16 protein-coding genes and 1 other RNA gene are annotated in these 15,305 nt (G+C 67.8%); 8 read left to right on the top strand and 9 right to left on the bottom strand.

Going from position 1 to position 15,305, the window contains the following annotated elements; translation table 11 throughout:
• The first annotated feature begins 32 nt into the window (after positions 1-32).
• Entirely contained in the window at positions 33-2,609 is a 2,577-nt protein-coding gene (locus CBR61_RS13630; RefSeq protein ID WP_088914856.1) for a TonB-dependent receptor, read from the top strand.
• 140 nt (positions 2,610-2,749) lie between these two features.
• A complete protein-coding gene (locus CBR61_RS13625) occupies positions 2,750-3,607 on the top strand; it encodes a glycerophosphoryl diester phosphodiesterase membrane domain-containing protein (RefSeq protein WP_088914855.1) in 858 nt (285 codons plus the stop codon).
• On the opposite strand, the gene CBR61_RS13620 is transcribed toward CBR61_RS13625, so the two are convergent.
• The gene (locus CBR61_RS13620) at positions 3,604-6,129 is read right to left on the bottom strand and encodes an ABC transporter permease (protein ID WP_088914854.1); all 2,526 of its coding nucleotides are present in this window, start codon (positions 6,127-6,129) and stop codon (positions 3,604-3,606) included. The two genes, CBR61_RS13625 and CBR61_RS13620, sit on opposite strands and share 4 nt — an antisense overlap.
• The gene (locus tag CBR61_RS13615; RefSeq protein WP_088914853.1) at positions 6,126-6,827 is read right to left on the bottom strand and encodes an ABC transporter ATP-binding protein; all 702 of its coding nucleotides are present in this window, start codon (positions 6,825-6,827) and stop codon (positions 6,126-6,128) included. The genes CBR61_RS13620 and CBR61_RS13615 overlap by 4 nt, the downstream gene beginning before the upstream one ends.
• A gap of 59 nt (positions 6,828-6,886) precedes the next feature.
• On the opposite strand from CBR61_RS13615, the gene CBR61_RS13610 reads away from it, so the two are divergent.
• Positions 6,887-7,603 (top strand): arylesterase, encoded by a 717-nt coding sequence (locus tag CBR61_RS13610; RefSeq protein ID WP_233996741.1) that lies wholly within the window; start codon positions 6,887-6,889, stop codon positions 7,601-7,603.
• Positions 7,604-7,828: 225 nt separating this feature from the next.
• On the opposite strand, the gene recF is transcribed toward CBR61_RS13610, so the two are convergent.
• Complete coding sequence (gene recF, locus CBR61_RS13605) at positions 7,829-8,917, bottom strand: DNA replication/repair protein RecF (protein WP_088914851.1); 1,089 nt, start codon at positions 8,915-8,917, stop codon at positions 7,829-7,831.
• Positions 8,918-9,158: 241 nt separating this feature from the next.
• On the opposite strand from recF, the gene CBR61_RS17065 reads away from it, so the two are divergent.
• Together CBR61_RS17065 and CBR61_RS13600 are read left to right on the top strand one after the other, a co-directional pair.
• Entirely contained in the window at positions 9,159-9,272 is a 114-nt protein-coding gene (locus tag CBR61_RS17065) for an enoyl-CoA hydratase (RefSeq protein WP_199797434.1), read from the top strand.
• A gap of 176 nt (positions 9,273-9,448) precedes the next feature.
• Positions 9,449-9,664, top strand: coding sequence for a PspC domain-containing protein (locus CBR61_RS13600; RefSeq protein WP_088914850.1), 216 nt, complete (start codon positions 9,449-9,451; stop codon positions 9,662-9,664).
• Between the two features lie 106 nt (positions 9,665-9,770).
• On the opposite strand, the gene CBR61_RS13595 is transcribed toward CBR61_RS13600, so the two are convergent.
• The 5 genes from CBR61_RS13595 to CBR61_RS13575 all read right to left on the bottom strand — a co-directional run bounded on the left by CBR61_RS13595 (position 9,771) and on the right by CBR61_RS13575 (position 13,327).
• Positions 9,771-10,553, bottom strand: a complete 783-nt coding sequence (locus CBR61_RS13595) for an SDR family oxidoreductase (RefSeq protein WP_088914849.1) — start codon at positions 10,551-10,553, stop codon at positions 9,771-9,773.
• A 3-nt stretch (positions 10,554-10,556) separates the two neighbouring features.
• The gene (locus tag CBR61_RS13590) at positions 10,557-11,078 is read right to left on the bottom strand and encodes an NUDIX hydrolase (protein WP_088915632.1); all 522 of its coding nucleotides are present in this window, start codon (positions 11,076-11,078) and stop codon (positions 10,557-10,559) included.
• A gap of 111 nt (positions 11,079-11,189) precedes the next feature.
• Positions 11,190-11,864 (bottom strand): TPM domain-containing protein, encoded by a 675-nt coding sequence (locus CBR61_RS13585; RefSeq protein WP_088914848.1) that lies wholly within the window; start codon positions 11,862-11,864, stop codon positions 11,190-11,192.
• Between the two features lie 3 nt (positions 11,865-11,867).
• Complete coding sequence (locus tag CBR61_RS13580) at positions 11,868-12,719, bottom strand: TPM domain-containing protein (protein ID WP_420705665.1); 852 nt, start codon at positions 12,717-12,719, stop codon at positions 11,868-11,870.
• A gap of 5 nt (positions 12,720-12,724) precedes the next feature.
• Positions 12,725-13,327 (bottom strand): LemA family protein, encoded by a 603-nt coding sequence (locus tag CBR61_RS13575; protein WP_088914846.1) that lies wholly within the window; start codon positions 13,325-13,327, stop codon positions 12,725-12,727.
• A gap of 174 nt (positions 13,328-13,501) precedes the next feature.
• On the opposite strand from CBR61_RS13575, the gene mscL reads away from it, so the two are divergent.
• The 3 genes from mscL to CBR61_RS13560 all read left to right on the top strand — a co-directional run bounded on the left by mscL (position 13,502) and on the right by CBR61_RS13560 (position 14,937).
• A complete protein-coding gene (mscL, locus tag CBR61_RS13570) occupies positions 13,502-13,924 on the top strand; it encodes a large conductance mechanosensitive channel protein MscL (RefSeq protein ID WP_088915631.1) in 423 nt (140 codons plus the stop codon).
• A gap of 10 nt (positions 13,925-13,934) precedes the next feature.
• Positions 13,935-14,291, top strand: a transfer-messenger RNA (tmRNA) gene (gene ssrA, locus CBR61_RS13565).
• 175 nt (positions 14,292-14,466) lie between these two features.
• Positions 14,467-14,937, top strand: a complete 471-nt coding sequence (locus tag CBR61_RS13560) for a GNAT family N-acetyltransferase (RefSeq protein WP_088914845.1) — start codon at positions 14,467-14,469, stop codon at positions 14,935-14,937.
• A 36-nt stretch (positions 14,938-14,973) separates the two neighbouring features.
• Here the strand turns inward: CBR61_RS13560 and CBR61_RS13555 are convergent, their stop codons facing one another.
• The gene (locus CBR61_RS13555; RefSeq protein ID WP_088914844.1) at positions 14,974-15,225 is read right to left on the bottom strand and encodes a hypothetical protein; all 252 of its coding nucleotides are present in this window, start codon (positions 15,223-15,225) and stop codon (positions 14,974-14,976) included.
• Positions 15,226-15,305: the final 80 nt, after the last annotated feature.

Below are 15,305 nucleotides of genomic sequence, written 5' to 3'. Positions count from 1 at the left end.
CGGGGTCGCGGGATTTTTGGAGAGGAGCTTCCATGCGTTCGACCTTCACCGGCACTGCCGGCGCGTATCGATTCACCCTGCTCGCGGGTGCCGCGTCCTTCGCCCTGGCCATGCCGGGTGTCGCGCTGGCCCAGGACGGGGAGCCCGAAGTCGAGGCGCCCGAGAGCAGCAACGTCATCATCGTCACCGCCTCCAAGCGCGAGCAGACGCTTCAGGAAACCCCGATCTCGGTCTCGGTGACCAGCGGCGAGGTGCTCGAGCAGGCGCAGATCCGCGACGTGCTCGACCTGCAGACCGTCACCCCCTCGCTGCGCGTCAGCCAGCTGCAGAGCGCATCGGCCACCACCTTCATCATCCGCGGCTTCGGCAATGGCGACAACAACTTCGGGATCGAGCCTTCGGTCGGCGTGTTCATCGACGGCGTGTTCCGCTCGCGCTCGGCCGCGGCCCTGTCCGACCTCAACATGGTCCAGCGCATCGAAGTGCTGAACGGGCCGCAATCGACCCTGTTCGGCAAGAACGCGTCGGCGGGCGTGATCTCGGTCGTCACCAAGGAGCCGCAGTACGAATTCGGCGGCCTCGTCGAAGCGAGCTACGGCAACTACAACGCCTTCGTCCTGCGCGGCGAGGTGACCGGCCCGATCAGCGAGAACATCGCCTTCGCGCTCGACGGCAGCTACAACCGGCGTGACGGCTATGCCACGATCGTCAACCTCGACGAGGAACTGTCGGACCGCAACCGCTGGTCGGCCCGCGGCCAGCTGCTGATCGAGCCGACCCCCGACTTCAAGATCCGCGCCATCGCCGACTATTCGGCAATCGACGAGGTGTGCTGCCAGGTCTCGACCCTGGTCGCCGGCCCGACGGCGGGCGCGATCCGCGCCGTCGGCGGCGCGCTCGACACCGACTTCTTCAGCTACAACACCTTCCTCAGCCAGGTCCCGCGCAACACCGTCGACAACTACGGCGGCTCGATCCAGGCCGACTGGAACGTGGGCAACCTGACCTTCACCTCGATCACCGCCTACCGCGAACTGAAGAACTTCCTCGATCAGGACGTCGACTTCACCAGCGCCAACGTGGTGACCGAAGTGCGTGACCAGAAGGTCGATACCTTCACGCAGGAACTGCGTCTGGCCTCGGACTTCGATGGCCCGATCAACTTCCTGCTGGGCGGCTTCTACTTCGACGAGTCGATCACCCAGGACAGCCGCCTCACCACCGGCGCGGACGCCCGTCGGTTCTTCAGCCTGCTGACCGGCAACCCCACCGTGTTCAACGGGGTCGAGGCCGCGCTCGGCCTGCCGCAGGGCGCGATCTTCAGCGCCGGACCGCTGACCGCCGAACAGTTCGCGATGGACAACAAGGCGTGGTCGGTGTTCGGCACCGTGGACTTCGAACCGGTCGATGGCCTCGTCTTCACCGCCGGCTTCAACTACACCGACGACCGCAAGGACTTCGCGCTGTCGCAGCAGGCTTTCGACGAGCTGTCGAGCACCAACCTCGTCGATGCCTTCATCACCTTGGCGAGCGGCGGTGCGGTGCGTAACCGGGCGCAGTTCCAGGCGCTTCCGGCGGCCAACCAGCAGGCGCTGCTGGCGGTGGCGACCAACCCGGCGACCAACCCCTTCCTCGGGCTGACGCCGTTCCAGTTCCAGCCGCCGTTCCTCAACGTCCCCAACTCGGTGGAGCCGGGCCGCACGCAGGACGACCAGTTCACCTACCTGCTGCGCGCCGCCTATCAGGTCTCGAACGAGGTCAACATCTACGCGAGCTACGCGACCGGCTTCAAGGCGAGCTCGATCAACCTCTCGCGTGACAGCCGTCCGGTGTTCGGCGACTTCATTCCCGGTCCGGGCCGTTCGACCTTCGCCGCACCGGCCTCGCCGGTGACCAACGCGGGTCTCGCGGTTCCCAACCTCACCACCGGTTCGCGCTTTGCCGGGCCGGAAGAGGCGGAAGTCTACGAACTGGGCATGAAGGCGCAGTGGCCGGGCTTCGGCTTCAACCTCGCGCTGTTCGACCAGACCATCCAGGGCTTCCAGAGCTTCCTGTTCACCGGCACCGGCTTCCAGCTGAACAATGCCGGTCAGCAGTCGGTGCGCGGCTTCGAATTCGACGCCACGGTCCGTCCGAGCGACAGCCTGGTGTTCACCTTCGCGGCGACCCACCTCGATCCGAACTTCGACAGCTTCACCGCAAGCCCGGTGGGCGACCTGACCGGCTTCCGTCCGGGCGGCATCCCTTCGTGGAGCCTTGCCACCTCGGCGACCCACACGCTCGAATTCGGCAGCAGCGGCAACAAGCTGATCAGCCGCATCGACTATGCCCATGAAAGCAACGTCGCGATCAACAACGGCTTGCCGACCTTCAACGGCCCGGTTAACGCCCGCCGCGACCCGCGGATCTTCCAGCGCGAGACCAACCTGGTCAACGCCTCGATGATCTTCCAGATGGAGAACGGGCTGGAAGTCGGCCTGTGGGCGCGCAACCTTCTCGACGACCAGTTCATCATCACGGTGTTCGACGGCGTCGCGCAGGCCGGCACGGTTTCGGGCTATCCGAACCAGCCGCGCACCTATGGCGGTCTCGTGCGCTTCCGCTTCTGATCGCGGGAGGGCTTCGGCCCTCCGGCAAGAAAAAGGCCCCGCACCGGCAAGGTGCGGGGCTTTTTTGTGTTTGCGCCAAGGGCTTGGCCGGTGCATTCCTGACCTGGCGGCACGGGGATGGCCGCAAGGGGTTTCGCACAATGCAGATCGGACGCGTGTTTGCGACGAGTTTCGCCATGCTGCGGCAGCGGTTCTGGAAGCTGGCGGGGATGTGGGCGGTGTTCTTCGCGATCCAGATCGCGGGCTCGATCGCGCTGGGCGTCGGGATTGTGATGATGAGCCTGTCGGGCATGGAGAGCCTCGAGGGGCTCGAGGACACCACGGCGATCGCCGGCATGGGGATCGGGATGCTGGCGATGGTGGTGCTGTTCTACGGCGCCTATCTGGTGCTGGTGCTGGCGCAGCAGGCGGCGATGGTCACGCTCGCCTCGCCGCTGGAGGAGCCGGCCTTCGGCCCGGCAATGGCGCGCGGCTTCCGCAGTGCCCTGCCGTTCTTCGTCGTCGCGGTGCTGGCGACGGCCGCCTATGTCGCCCTCGCCGTGGCGGTAGAGACGGCGACCGGCGGCAGCGAGAGCGGGGAAAGCTCGGCCGCGGGCACGGTGATCGGTCTCGTGCTGCTGCCGGTGGCGATCTACCTCGCCTGCCGCTTTTCGGTGCTTGTGCCGGTCGTGGCGGTCGACCAGGTGTACAACCCGCTCGCCGCGCTGCGCCGCTCATGGGTGCTGACGCGCGGCAAGGTGCTTTCCATCCTGCTCGCGATGATCGCCTTGACGGCGCTGATGGCGGTGGGGCTTGGCCTGCCCTTCGTGCTCGTTTTCAGCGCGCTGCCGGACGGCGGGCAAGGTGCTGTCGCCTCGGAGGGCGTGGTTCTTCTAGGCGTGCTGCTGATCGTGCTCCTGTTCATCCTCGTCACCATCTTCGCGGCAGCTTTCAATGCGGCGCTGCACAGCGAGGTGACAGGCGGCGGGGCCGAGGCGCTCGAGGAGGTCTTCGCCTAGAGTTCCCGCAGGGCGCGCGCCGGCTTGGCCCGCAGCAGCGGCAGCGAGCCGCCGAGCGCGAAGGCCAGCACCAGCGCCACCCCGAGACCGAGCACGGCGAGAACCTCGCCCCAGTCGGGCAGCCAGTCGAATTCGAACAGCTGGGTGATCACCACCCAGGCCAGACCCCCGCCGAGTGCCAGCGCCACCAGCGCGAGGATCCCTGCAATCAGCCCGTATTCGGCCAGCTGGAGCAGCAGCACCTGCCGCCGGCTCGCGCCCAGCACGCGCAGCATCACCGTGTCATAGGTCCGCGCCGCCCGCGCCGCCGCGATCGCGCCCATCAGCACCGCAAGCCCCGCCAGCACCGTCACCGCCGCCGCCGCCAGCGTGGCGAGGCTGACCTGCTGGAGGAGCTTCCGCGCCTCGACCAAAATGCCGCCCACCTCGATCACCGAGGACGAGGGCATCTCCTTCACCATCGCGCGCAGCAACCGGCCCCTTGCGGCGCTGTCGGCGCCCTCGGGTAGGTCGATGGTCGCCGAGAGGTTGTGCGGTGCATCGGCGATCGCGTTGCGGCTGAAGACCAGCGCGAAATTGAAGCCCATGCTCTCCCAGTCGATCTCGCGCAGGTTGGCGACGCGCGCGGTGCGCTCCACGCCGAGAATGCCGATGGTAAGGTAGTCGCCGGGCTTCAGGCCCACCGCGCGGGCGAAATCGGCATCGACCGAGACCAGCGGCTCGCCCTTGTGGAAGGGGCTCCACCATTCCCCCGCCACCACGCGGTTGCCCTGGGGCAGGGTGTCGGCATAGGTCAGCCCGCGCTCGCCGCGCAGCGCCCATGCGCCTTCGGGGATCTCCTTGAGGTCGGCGACGCGCACCATCTTGTCCTTGGGCCCATAGGCGAGCACCGCGCCGCGCATCGTCGGCACGGTGCGGATCCCGGCCTTGGGGAATTCGCCCTGCACCAGTTGGAAGAAGCGCGGCTCCTTGGCGGGGGGCACGTCGAGCACGAAGTAATCGGGGGCCTCTTGCGGCACGCGGCTCTGGATATTGCCGTCGATCGCGCTCTGCACCGCCGCCAGCAGCACGAAGGCGGCAAGGCCGAAGCCCAGCGCCGTCACCAGCGCCCCCGTGGGCGCGCCGGGGCGGTGGATGTTGGCGATGGCGCTCCTGAGCAGCGGATTGGCCGGACGCGGCAGGCGGCGGGCGAGGGCCTGAATGCCCCAGCCGATGCCCGCCAGCAGCACCAGCGCGCCGCCTGCGCCGAGCAGGAACCCGCCCGAGAGCATCGGCTGCGCGGTCGTCGCCAGCGCCAGCGCGCAGATCGCCGCAAGGCCGAGCGCCGTCGCCAGCAGCGCGCGCCGGTCTCGCGCCAGCGGCACGATCCCCGATCGCATCAGCGCCATCGCCGGAAAGGTCCGCGCGCGCAGCAGGGGCGCGGCGGCGAAGGCGAAGGCGACCAGCAGACCGTAGCTCGCCGCCAGAAGCAGGGCGGGGGGCGAGACGATGAACCCGCTCTCGACCGGCAGCAGGCCCTGCAAGGCCCCCGCCAGCAGCGGCGTCACCGCCACGCCCGCCGCCAGCCCGGCAAGGCTCCCGGCCAGCGCCGCCACGCCGATCTGCATGGCATAGATGCGCACGATGTCGGAGGAGGTCGCGCCCAGCACCTTCAGCGTCGCGATGCTCGCACGGCGCTGGTCGAGATAGGAGGAGACGCCGCCCGCGATGCCGATCCCCGCGATCACCAGCGCGGCGAGGCCCACCAGCGTCAGGAAGTCGCTCATCTGCCGCACGAAGCGGTCCGCGCCGGGCGAGGCGCGGTCGCGCGTGCGGATGTCGAACCCGGCGGTCGGAAACTGCTTGGTCAGCGCGTCCTCGACCACCTCCGGATCGCGCCCTGCATCGGCGAAGGCGACGCGGTGCTTGCTCTGGTAGAGCGCGCCCGGTTGCAGCAGGCCGGCGCGGGCGGGAATGTCTTGCGCGGTGATGATCGTCGGGCCGAGCTGGAAGCCTTCGGACAGGCGGTCGGGCTCATCCGCGATCACTCCGGCGACCTGCAGGGTGAGGGTCCCGACCCGGAAGCTGTCGCCCACCGCGATGCCGAGCCGTTCGAGCGCGGTCGCGGCGAGGTAGGCGTCATTGCCCGAAGGCGCGCCGACGCGGCGCCCGTCGGCCAGCTCCAGCCGGCCGAACAACGGCCATTTCGCATCGACCGCCTTGAGCTCGACGGGCGCCGCCGCCTCGGGCGTGCTCGCCATCGCCTGCATCCGGTAGCCGCTGGAGACCTCGCCATATGCGCCGAGCGCCTCGACTTCCTCGGGCCTGAGGTCGCGCTGCCACACCTCGACCTCGAGATCGCCGCCGAGCAGCTCCTGCCCACTGGACGCCAGTTCGCGCTCGATCGCGGCGGTCAGGGTCCCGATCGCGGCGAGCGCGGCGGTGCCGAGGAAGATGCACACCAGCAGCAGCCTCAGGCCACGGAAGCGCGCGTTGAGATCGCGCCGGGCGATGCGCCATGCCGTGCCGAGCGGCAGGCTCATGCGGCGGCCTTCGCCCGGGTGTCGGAGACGATCACCCCGTCCGCCATGGTCAGAACCCGCTCGCAGCGGGCAGCAAGGGCGGCGTCATGGGTGATGATCAGCAGCGTCGCCCCGGTCTCGGCGCGGCGGGCGAATAGCAGCTTGATGATCTCCTCGCCGGTCGCGGCATCGAGATTGCCGGTCGGCTCGTCTGCGAAGATCAGGTCGGGCCGCGGGGCGGTGGCGCGGGCGATGGCGACCCGCTGCTGCTCGCCGCCCGAAAGCTGGGTGGGGTAGTGCCCGGTGCGGTGGCCGAGGCCGACCGCTTCCAGTTCCGCCAGCGCGCGGGGCGCAGCATCGGCCATGCCCGCGAGTTCCATCGGGGTGGCGACGTTCTCGGCGGCGGTCATGGTGGGCAGGAGGTGGAAGGCCTGGAGCACAATCCCGATCCGTCCCCGCCGCGCGGCCGCCAGCCCGTCCTCGTCGAGCGCGGCGAAATCCGCGCCGGCGACATCGAGGCTCCCGCCGCTGGCGCGTTCGAGGCCGGAGAGCACCGCCATTAGCGAGCTCTTGCCCGATCCCGATGGCCCGAGCAGCGCCACCACTTCCCCGCGCGGAATGTCGAGATCGATCCCGCGCAGGATCGTCACCGGCGAAGCTGTGCTGCCGAGGGTGAGGGTGAGGTTGCGGGCGCTGATCGCGAGAGAGGGGCTTGTCACGGGGTTCCGATGGCATAGGTGATGGGTTGCAACAAGCTACAGGTATGGAAGGTGTGCAGATGCACAAGCGCTCTTGGTCGAATATTGCCCTCTTGGCCGCCGTGTCGCTGGCGCTGGCAGCGTGCGGGGAGGGGGCAGACGAGGCTGCGCCTGCCGCCCCGCTGGCCGAGGATGGCCGGCCCGAACTGCCCGCCGTGCCGGTAATGGGGCCCGAGCGCGTGATCATCGCCTTCGGGGACAGTCTTTTCGCAGGCTACGGCCTCGACCCGCGTGACGCCTATCCGGAGAAGCTCGAAGCGGCGCTGCGGGCGAAGGGGATCAATGCCGACGTGGTGAACGCGGGCGTCTCGGGCGATACCAGCGCGGCGGGGCTCAACCGGCTGGAATTCACGCTGGCCGCGCAGAAGACGCCGCCGGCGCTGTTCATCCTCGAATTGGGCGGCAACGACCTGCTGCGCGGCATCTCGCCCGAGCAGACCCGCGAAAACCTCGGCAAGATGCTGGCGATCCTGCAGAAGCAGAAGGTGCCGGTGTTGCTGATGGGGATGCGTGCGCCGCCGAATTACGGGCCGGAGTACCAGGCCCAGTTCGATGCGATCTACCGCGATCTCGCGAAGGAATACGGCGCGGCGCTGATCCCCTTCTGGCTGGAGGACATCTACCGCGATCCGGCGCTGTTCCAGTCCGACCGCATCCACCCGACCGCCGAGGGGATCGAGAAGCTGGTGGAATCGACCCTCGGTGAGGTGCAGGAAGCCCTGCCGCCGGCCGAATAGGCGGGCGCAGGCCGGTCGCTGCGGCCGATTTCCTACTGGAAGCCGGGGCGTTATGGGGGGAGCGCGGCTCTTTCCCATTGTCAGGCAGCGGCGAAGCCAAGGAAGGGCCGAAAAAGCGAAAACAAAGTGTCAACTTCGGTTTTGCGCTTCAAGAACATGATTTTACAGCGGAATTACTGTAGGATTGTGAAGTTTACAGTGTCAACTTTGTAAACTTCGCCCGCTCTAGAGCCGCTCCACGCCTCCGCCCGCCACCCGCCAGACCGCTGCCTCGGCCCGGATCGGATCGAAGGGGGCAAGTTCGGTGCCGGTCATCCAGACCTGGGCCTTGCCGGTCCGGAGCCGGTTGAAAAGCTCGGTCCGGCGCACCGGGTCAAGGTGCGCGGCGACCTCGTCGAGGAGCAGCACCGAGGGCCGTCCGGCGGCGGCAAGGATGCCGTGGGCGAGGGTGATCGCGATCAGCATCGCCTTCTGCTCACCGGTCGAACAGGATGCGGCGGGCTGGCCGGAGGAGGCCATCTTCACCTGCAACTCGTCGCGCTGCGGGCCGGTGAGGGCGCGCCCCGCGGCGCGGTCGCGCGGGCGGGCGCGGGCGAGTTCGGCGCGCAGGGCGGTCTGGTCAGTGGGGCCTCCCGGCAGATAGGCGAGCGCAGGCCGCGCGAAGGGCTCCGGAGGGAGGGCGGAAAGCTCGTCGGCCAGGCGCAGGACAAGCTCGGCGCGGGCCCGGGCGACGGATGCGCCGTGCTCTGCGACCTGCGCCTCGACGGCATCGAGCCAGCGCGGATCGGCGCGGTTCTCGAGGAGCTTGCCGCGCTCCCGCAAGGCCGCCTCGAGCGCATTGACGCGGCGCGCATGATCGGGGGCGAGGGCGAGCGCCATGCGGTCCATGAAGCGCCGCCGCGCCCCGGCGCTGTCGGTGAACAACCCGTCCATCGCAGGGGTCAGCCACGAGAGCGCAAGCCATTCGGCAAGGCTCGACGCGCTGGCGGGCGCGCCGTTGACCCGCACCAGCCGCCGCGCCGGCTGGCCAGCCTCGGTATAGGTCCCGATGCGGGCGGAGACGGTGCCGGCCTCGGTCAGGCTCGCGCCGATGGCGAAGGGGAGCGGCGCATCGCCCGGCATCGCGCGCCGCGCCAGATCGCCGAGGTTCGCGCGCCGCAGCCCGCGCCCCGGACCGAGCAGCGAGAGCGCCTCGAGCAGGTTGGTCTTTCCCGCGCCGTTCTCGCCCACGAGCAGATTGAAATGCGCGGTCTCGCCGAGGTTCGTCGCGGCGTGGTTGCGGAAGTTCTCGAGGCTGATGCGGCTGAGGCCCATGGCTCGGGCGGGGGTAGCGGGAGGGGTGAGATTTGGCCAGACGCGAGGCGGCGAAATCGCCGATCCCAATGCTTGGGAAAAATTCCCAAGCTTTCGTTTGGCTGAACGGCGCGTTTGCCTGGAGCAAGGATGGAAATGGCGGAAATCCGCCGTTTTTCGAGTTTGGCACGCCTCCTGCAATGTATCTGGCATCCCGGGATGGTCCCGGAAACATCACAAGAAACACCAAAGGAGACTTCCAATGACCGCCATCGAAACCAGCAACCGCTTCTTCGCCGCCGCCTTCTCGGTCGTGCTTTCCGCCGCCGTCTTCGCCTACGCGATCATCCCCGCCACCCCGACCCTCGTCGCCTGATCCTCAGTACCCGACCAAGACAAAGGACCATTGACCATGTTCTCCCCCGACCAGACCGCCCGCTTCGCCTCGGCCGCCTTCGCTGTCATCCTGACCGTCGCCAGCTTCGCCTACGCGATCGTTCCCGCCACCCCCGGCCTGACCGCCTGATCGAACCCGCAAAGGACACGAGACATATGAACGACATCACCGGTCACTCCGGCGGCAAGCCGCCCAGCCGCGGCTTCCGCCTCGACAAGACCAACGGCAAGATCTTCGGCGTGTGCGCAGGGATCGCCGACCACTTCGGGATCGACGCCATGCTGGTGCGGATCGGCTTCGTCGCCGGCACCCTGCTCGGCTTCGGCAGCTTCATCCTGATCTACCTGGCGATCGCTCTGATCGCCGATTGAGTGCAGCGCCAGACAAGCGGTTCCCGGTTATCGGGCCGCTGCACCTGATCGAGAAAACCGGGAAGGGGCCTTCGGGGCCCCTTTCTTTTTGTCTGGCTCTTGCCGATCACATCGCCGAAATGCCGCCGTCGAGCTTGAGCTCCGCGCCGGTCATGAAGCGGCTCTCGTCGCTGGCGAGGTAGACCACCGCGTTGGCGATGTCGTTGGGCTCGCCGACGAACTTCAGCGGGATCTGTCGCGCGAGCTTTTCCATCAGCACGTCCTTGTCGAGCGCATGGGCGCGGGCCGTCCCGTCAAGGATCGGGGTGTCGACGAAGGTGGGATGCACCGAGTTGCAGCGGATCTGCATCCCCTTCTTCGCGCAGTGCAGCGCGATCGACTTCGACAGCATCCACACCGCCGCCTTCGAGGCGTTGTAGGCCGGCATGGTGTCGCTCGCGATCAGCCCCGCGATCGAGGAGATGTTGATGATCGATCCCGGCGCGTGCTCGCGCATCAGGGGCAGGGCCTTCTGGCAGCCGTGGAAGATCGAGTTGACGTTGATGTCGAAGCACCGCTGCCAGTCGCCGAAATCGCAGGCCTCGATGTTGCCGGGAACGCCGATCCCGGCATTGTTGACCAGCACGTTGAGGCCGCCGAGCTTCTCGCGCGCGGCATCGACCGCGGCTTCCCACTGGGCGGGGTCGGTGACGTCATGGGCCATGCCGAAGGCGGTGCCTTCGCCCACTTCCGCGTTGACGATCGCCGCGGTCTCCTCCGCGCCCGCGCCGTTGATGTCGGTCGCCAGCACCCGCGCGCCTTCCTGCGCCAGCCGGATGCAATGCGCCCGGCCGAGGCCCTGCGCAGCCCCGGTCACCAATGCGAGCTTGCCCGCCACACGTCCTGCCATGTTCTATTCCTCTCCCAAGTATCCCGGTGTCAGAAGCATCGCTATCCGCACATCGACCGCATGGCCAGCCCTGCGCCACTCGGCGACGAAGCGCGCCAGATCGCGCAGGGCGACGCGGTGGACGAGGATGTTCTCGCCCTCGGTCCCTCCGCCTGCGCTCACCCGTTCGAGCGCGGTTGCCTTCAGCAGGGTGAAGCATTCCGAGACCATGCCGGGCGAGGAGTAGAACTCGCCCAGCACTTCGAGCTTGCCGGCGCGGTAGCCGGTCTCCTCCTCGAGCTCTCGCGCGGCGGCGAGGGTTGCATCCTCGCCTTCCTTGCCCTCGTCATCGCCGATCAGGCCGGCGGGAATTTCAAGGCTGAAGCGGCCGAGCGGCACGCGGTACTGGCTGACGAGGATCACATGGCGGGTGCCGTCCGGGTCCTCGTCGAGCGCGATGATCGCCGCCGCCCGGATGCCGCGCGCGCGGCCGACATATTCCCACCGGCCGCGCTTCTTGGCGGTGATGAAGCGCCCTTCCCACATCACCTCTTCGGGAAGGTCGGCGTCGCGGTCTCGTTCCAATTGGGGGCTCCGTCGGCTGGGGAAGGACGGCCCTTCGACAGCTTCGCGCGGCGGGTCAATAGGGAAGGGGAGCTAAACCTCGATCAGCCGGTCGGGCAGCTCGTTCACGTCCTCGGCGCCGCGCGGGAAATGCTCGGCGAGGACGAAGCCGACATCGCGGATGCCGACCGCCAGCCCCTCGGCAACTTGGCCCTTGCGGATCAGGGCGAGCATGTCGCCCATCGCCTCGCCCCACACCTCGGCGGAGACCTTGGCGGCGATGCTCTCGTCGGCGACGATCTCGGCCCGGTGCTCGCGCATCGAGAGGTAGATCAGCACGCCGGTGCGCCCGGTGGTGCGCCGTTCCGCGCCGACCTTGAACTGGCGCACTGCCTGATTGTGGACGCGGATCGTCTTGGTCGGGCCGGGGATCAGCGCGAACTTGAGCGGCTGCCACTGCTGCACGAGCAGCACGGCGAGGAACTTCACCAACCCGAGCCCGATCACCATGCTGGCGAGCTCGCCCGTGGTCCATTCGTGGCCCCATCCGCCGATCAGGCGATCCCACAGGTCGAGGAAGGGCTGGGGGAGGGCGGCGAAGACGCTCATGGCGGTGAAGGCCGCGCCGACCGCCCACAGCAGGGCGACATCGGTGTAGCCGTCCGAGGCATCGGCGAGCACCGTGACGATCTCGCCCGAGGTGGCGCTCTCCGCCTCCGTCACCGCCGCGCCGACACGTGCGCGGCCGGCATCGTCAAGATAGGCCATGTCTCACCACCCTCCCGAGGCGCCGCCGCCCCCGAAGGAGCCGCCACCGCCGGAAAAACCGCCGCCGCCGCCGAAGCCGCCTCCGCCCCAGCCACCGCCGCCATCATTGTCGCCGCCGGAGAGCAGGCCGCGCGCGACCGCGCTGCCGACTTCCCACAGGATGATGTCGCGCGCCGTGTCGCCGAGGTCGCGGCTGCCCCAAGGGCCTTTCCCGCGCGAACGGTAGCGCCGGCGCCGCCCGCGTCCGGCGAGCAGCGGCAGAATGAAGAAGAAGAACATGAAGGCCAGCCAGATCAGCACGCCGACAGGGAAGCCGCCGTCGCTCTCGCGCGCCTTGCCCGCCTCGGAGGCGACCTTCGCGGCCTCCTCGGGCGAAAGCTGGAGCTGGGCAATGATCGCGTCGGTTCCTGCCTCGATTCCGCCGGGGAAATCACCGTCGCGGAAACGCGGCAGGATCTGGTTCTGGATGATCAGGGAGGACAGGGCATCGGTGAGATAGCCCTCCAGCCCATAACCGACCTCGATCCGCACCTTGCGGTCGTTGGGGGCGACCAGCAGCAGCGCGCCGTCGTTGCGCTCCGCATCGCCGAGGCCCCAAGCGCGGCCCAGCTGATAGCCGTAATCGGAGATGTCGTAGCCTTGCAGGTCCGGCACGGTCGCCACGACCAGCTGGCGCTGCGACTGGGTTTCCAGCGCTTCGAGTTTGGTCGTCAGCGCCGCCTCGGCCTCGGGCGTCAGCAGGTCGGCATTGTCGACCACGCGCCCCGTCAGTTCGGGGAACTGCGGCTGCGCGGCGAGCGGCGCGGCAAGCCACGCCGCTACGGCCGCCAGCAACAGGACAAGCGAGCGGAGCACGCCGCTCAGTTCGACGTCATGTCGAGTGTCGGCGCGGCCTCGGCGCCTTCGGTCACGGCCTTGTAGGGCACCATCGGCTCGGCACCGTGGATGATGTTCGCGCCGATCGAATCCGGGAAGGTGCGGATCGTGGTGTTATACTTGCGCACCGCCTCGTTGTAGTCGCGGATGGCGACGGCGATGCGGTTCTCGGTGCCTTCGAGCTGGCTTTGCAGCGCGAGGTAGTTCTGGTTCGACTGGACCTGCGGATAGGCCTCGACGCTGGCGAGCAGGCGGCCGATCCCGGCGCCGAGCTGGCTCTGCGCGGCGGCGAACTGCTCCATCTTGGCCGGGTCGTTGAGATCGTCGGCAGTGACGTTGATGCTGGTCGCGCGGGCGCGGGCCTCGGTCACCTGGGTCAGGATGGTGCGCTCGTTCTCGCCCGCGCCCTTGGTCACTTCGGCGAGGTTGGGGATGAGGTTGGCGCGGCGCTGAAACTGCGCCTCGACATCGGCCCACTTGGCCTTGGCCTCCTCCTCGGCGGTCGGGACCGAGTTGATCCCGCAGGCGGCAAGGCTCAGCGCGGCGAGGGCGGCGAAGGCGCCGCGCAGGGTGGTGGCGAGAGTCATGTGGCAATCCCTCCTGAAAGCGCGCCGGTCGCATGCCGGCAGCGGTCAATCTGTATTGCGCATATAGCACACCACTTTGCCCGTTCAAGCGGTGGACTGACAGCACCCTCACGCTTGGCAGAGCGGCGTGCGGGTGCCAGAACATCCCTAACGGCAATGGCAAAGGGGATCGTGATGCTGTCGGAATTCAGGGCTTTCATCGCCAAGGGCAATGTCATGGACCTGGCGGTCGGGGTGATCATCGGCGCGGCTTTCGGCGCCATCGTCAAGTCGCTGACGGACGAGATCATCATGCCGGTGGTCGGCGCGCTCTTCGGCAATATCGACTTTTCGGACCGCTACATCGTCCTCTCGGGCGAGGTCGCGCCGGGTACGCCGCTTGCTGCCGCGCGCGAGGCGGGGGCGAATGTGCTGGGGCTGGGCGCCTTCGTGTCGGTGGTGATCAACTTCCTGATCCTCGCCTTCATCATCTTCCTGATGGTTCGCTACGTGAACAAGGTGACCGCCCAGTTCGCCCGCCACGAGGAGGCCGCCGCTCCCGCCGGCCCGACCGAGGTGGACCTGCTGATCGAGATCCGCGACGCGCTGAAGAAGTAAGCGCCGCCGCTCACTTCACATTAAGCTGGCGATCGCTATATGGGGTCTCGCCGGTTTCGGCCGGCTATGACGATAAACTGCTGCGTGCAATAGACGCAACGGACCCGGGGGCAGTACCCGGCGGCTCCACCAGAAGGGGCGGTCAGCGAAGATTGGCCGCAACTCCTGACGGGGCCGAACCAGGATCGACGTGTGTTGAAAAGCGTAGTTTTCGTCCGGGCTGAGTAACCCGTTAAAGGCTCAAAACCCATAAGTGCCAACGACAACGAAGCACTTGCTCTCGCTGCGTAATGTGACGGCCTAGCGGCCTGAATTTACAAAGCTACGAGCACGGTTCGGACCGAACCGGGTAACAGAATCGGAAACCGGGCGCCCGGGGGAGCGTAGCAACAGAATCCCCCACCCGTACTCGGAGATTTTTTGACTACGATTGCAACCATCCGCTGACCTTCCGACAGGTCGGCATCTGCACGAACCGGCGGCAGCGCGCCATGCGCTGACGATCGGTTCCTCGTAGTCACAATCTACCGAAAGATATCTCCATGCCTCATATTGTCATTCGCCCGCTCGCGCGCGGCGATCTCGCGCACGTTTCCTGTTTGGTCGACGCCAACGCCATGTTTCCCTCCGAAATGCTCGAAGGGATGACAGCGGCCTATTTTGCCGGAGACGGCGAAACCCAGCGCTGGATCGTCGCTGCGTGCGACGGGGTCGCTCAAGGTGTTGCCTTTACCGTGCCCGAACCGCTGACCGAGGGCACGTGGAACACGCTTCTGATCTGCGTCGATCCCGGTGCCCATGGGCAGGGGATCGGCACGGCCCTGATGCGCCACATCGAGGGTGAATTGCGCAGGCAGGGCGCCCGGGTGCTGCTCGTCGAAACCTCGGGGACGCCGGAGTTCCGGCGCACGCGCCGCTTCTACGACATGCTCGGCTACGAGCGGGAAGCGCGCATCCGCGACTACTATACGACCGGCGACGACAAGGTCATCTTCCGCAAGGCGCTGATCTGAAGAGAGGGGCGGGCCGGCGCGCGGCGGCGGCTCGCCCTATTCGCTGCGGACTTGAGCTGCCCGGAATTCGGCCACTTCCTTCTCGAGCTTCAGGCAATCGAGAATCTTCGCCCCCGCCAGGAACACCGCGCCGGTCGTCGCGAGGAACAGCAGCTTGCCGCCGAAGCCGGGATATTCGTGCAGATAGACCATCCCGCGCGCGCTCGAGCCGAGGGCGAGTGCGTAGATGATCAGGAACGCCTCGAAGCGCGTCTTGATCACGAACAACCGTCCCAGCTTGCGCAGCATGGCGCCTCCCGACCGTCTGCGACCGGCCCGGGGGCTGAGTCGCCTTTAATATCGGGGTAACCTTACGCCTGCGCGGGCCG

Source organism: Porphyrobacter sp. CACIAM 03H1 (assembly GCF_002215495.1).
Lineage (GTDB): Bacteria > Pseudomonadota > Alphaproteobacteria > Sphingomonadales > Sphingomonadaceae > Erythrobacter.
Note: the sequence above shows the minus strand (reverse complement) of the source record. Positions and strands in the feature narration are given on the sequence as shown.

Excerpts from the sequence above, each read along its gene's own strand:
- CBR61_RS17065 (WP_199797434.1), top strand. The coding sequence starts at position 9,159 with ATGACCGCCATCGAAACCAGCAACCGCTTCTTCGCCGCCGCCTTCTCG.
- CBR61_RS13590 (WP_088915632.1), bottom strand. The coding sequence starts at position 11,078 with ATGTGGGAAGGGCGCTTCATCACCGCCAAGAAGCGCGGCCGGTGGGAA.
- CBR61_RS13630 (WP_088914856.1), top strand. The coding sequence starts at position 33 with ATGCGTTCGACCTTCACCGGCACTGCCGGCGCGTATCGATTCACCCTG.
- CBR61_RS13620 (WP_088914854.1), bottom strand. The coding sequence starts at position 6,129 with ATGAGCCTGCCGCTCGGCACGGCATGGCGCATCGCCCGGCGCGATCTC.
- CBR61_RS13625 (WP_088914855.1), top strand. The coding sequence starts at position 2,750 with ATGCAGATCGGACGCGTGTTTGCGACGAGTTTCGCCATGCTGCGGCAG.
- CBR61_RS13600 (WP_088914850.1), top strand. The coding sequence starts at position 9,449 with ATGAACGACATCACCGGTCACTCCGGCGGCAAGCCGCCCAGCCGCGGC.
- CBR61_RS13610 (WP_233996741.1), top strand. The coding sequence starts at position 6,887 with ATGCACAAGCGCTCTTGGTCGAATATTGCCCTCTTGGCCGCCGTGTCG.
- recF (WP_088914851.1), bottom strand. The coding sequence starts at position 8,917 with ATGGGCCTCAGCCGCATCAGCCTCGAGAACTTCCGCAACCACGCCGCG.
- CBR61_RS13575 (WP_088914846.1), bottom strand. The coding sequence starts at position 13,327 with ATGACTCTCGCCACCACCCTGCGCGGCGCCTTCGCCGCCCTCGCCGCG.
- CBR61_RS13560 (WP_088914845.1), top strand. The coding sequence starts at position 14,467 with ATGCCTCATATTGTCATTCGCCCGCTCGCGCGCGGCGATCTCGCGCAC.
- CBR61_RS13595 (WP_088914849.1), bottom strand. The coding sequence starts at position 10,553 with ATGGCAGGACGTGTGGCGGGCAAGCTCGCATTGGTGACCGGGGCTGCG.
- CBR61_RS13585 (WP_088914848.1), bottom strand. The coding sequence starts at position 11,864 with ATGGCCTATCTTGACGATGCCGGCCGCGCACGTGTCGGCGCGGCGGTG.
- mscL (WP_088915631.1), top strand. The coding sequence starts at position 13,502 with ATGCTGTCGGAATTCAGGGCTTTCATCGCCAAGGGCAATGTCATGGAC.
- CBR61_RS13555 (WP_088914844.1), bottom strand. The coding sequence starts at position 15,225 with ATGCTGCGCAAGCTGGGACGGTTGTTCGTGATCAAGACGCGCTTCGAG.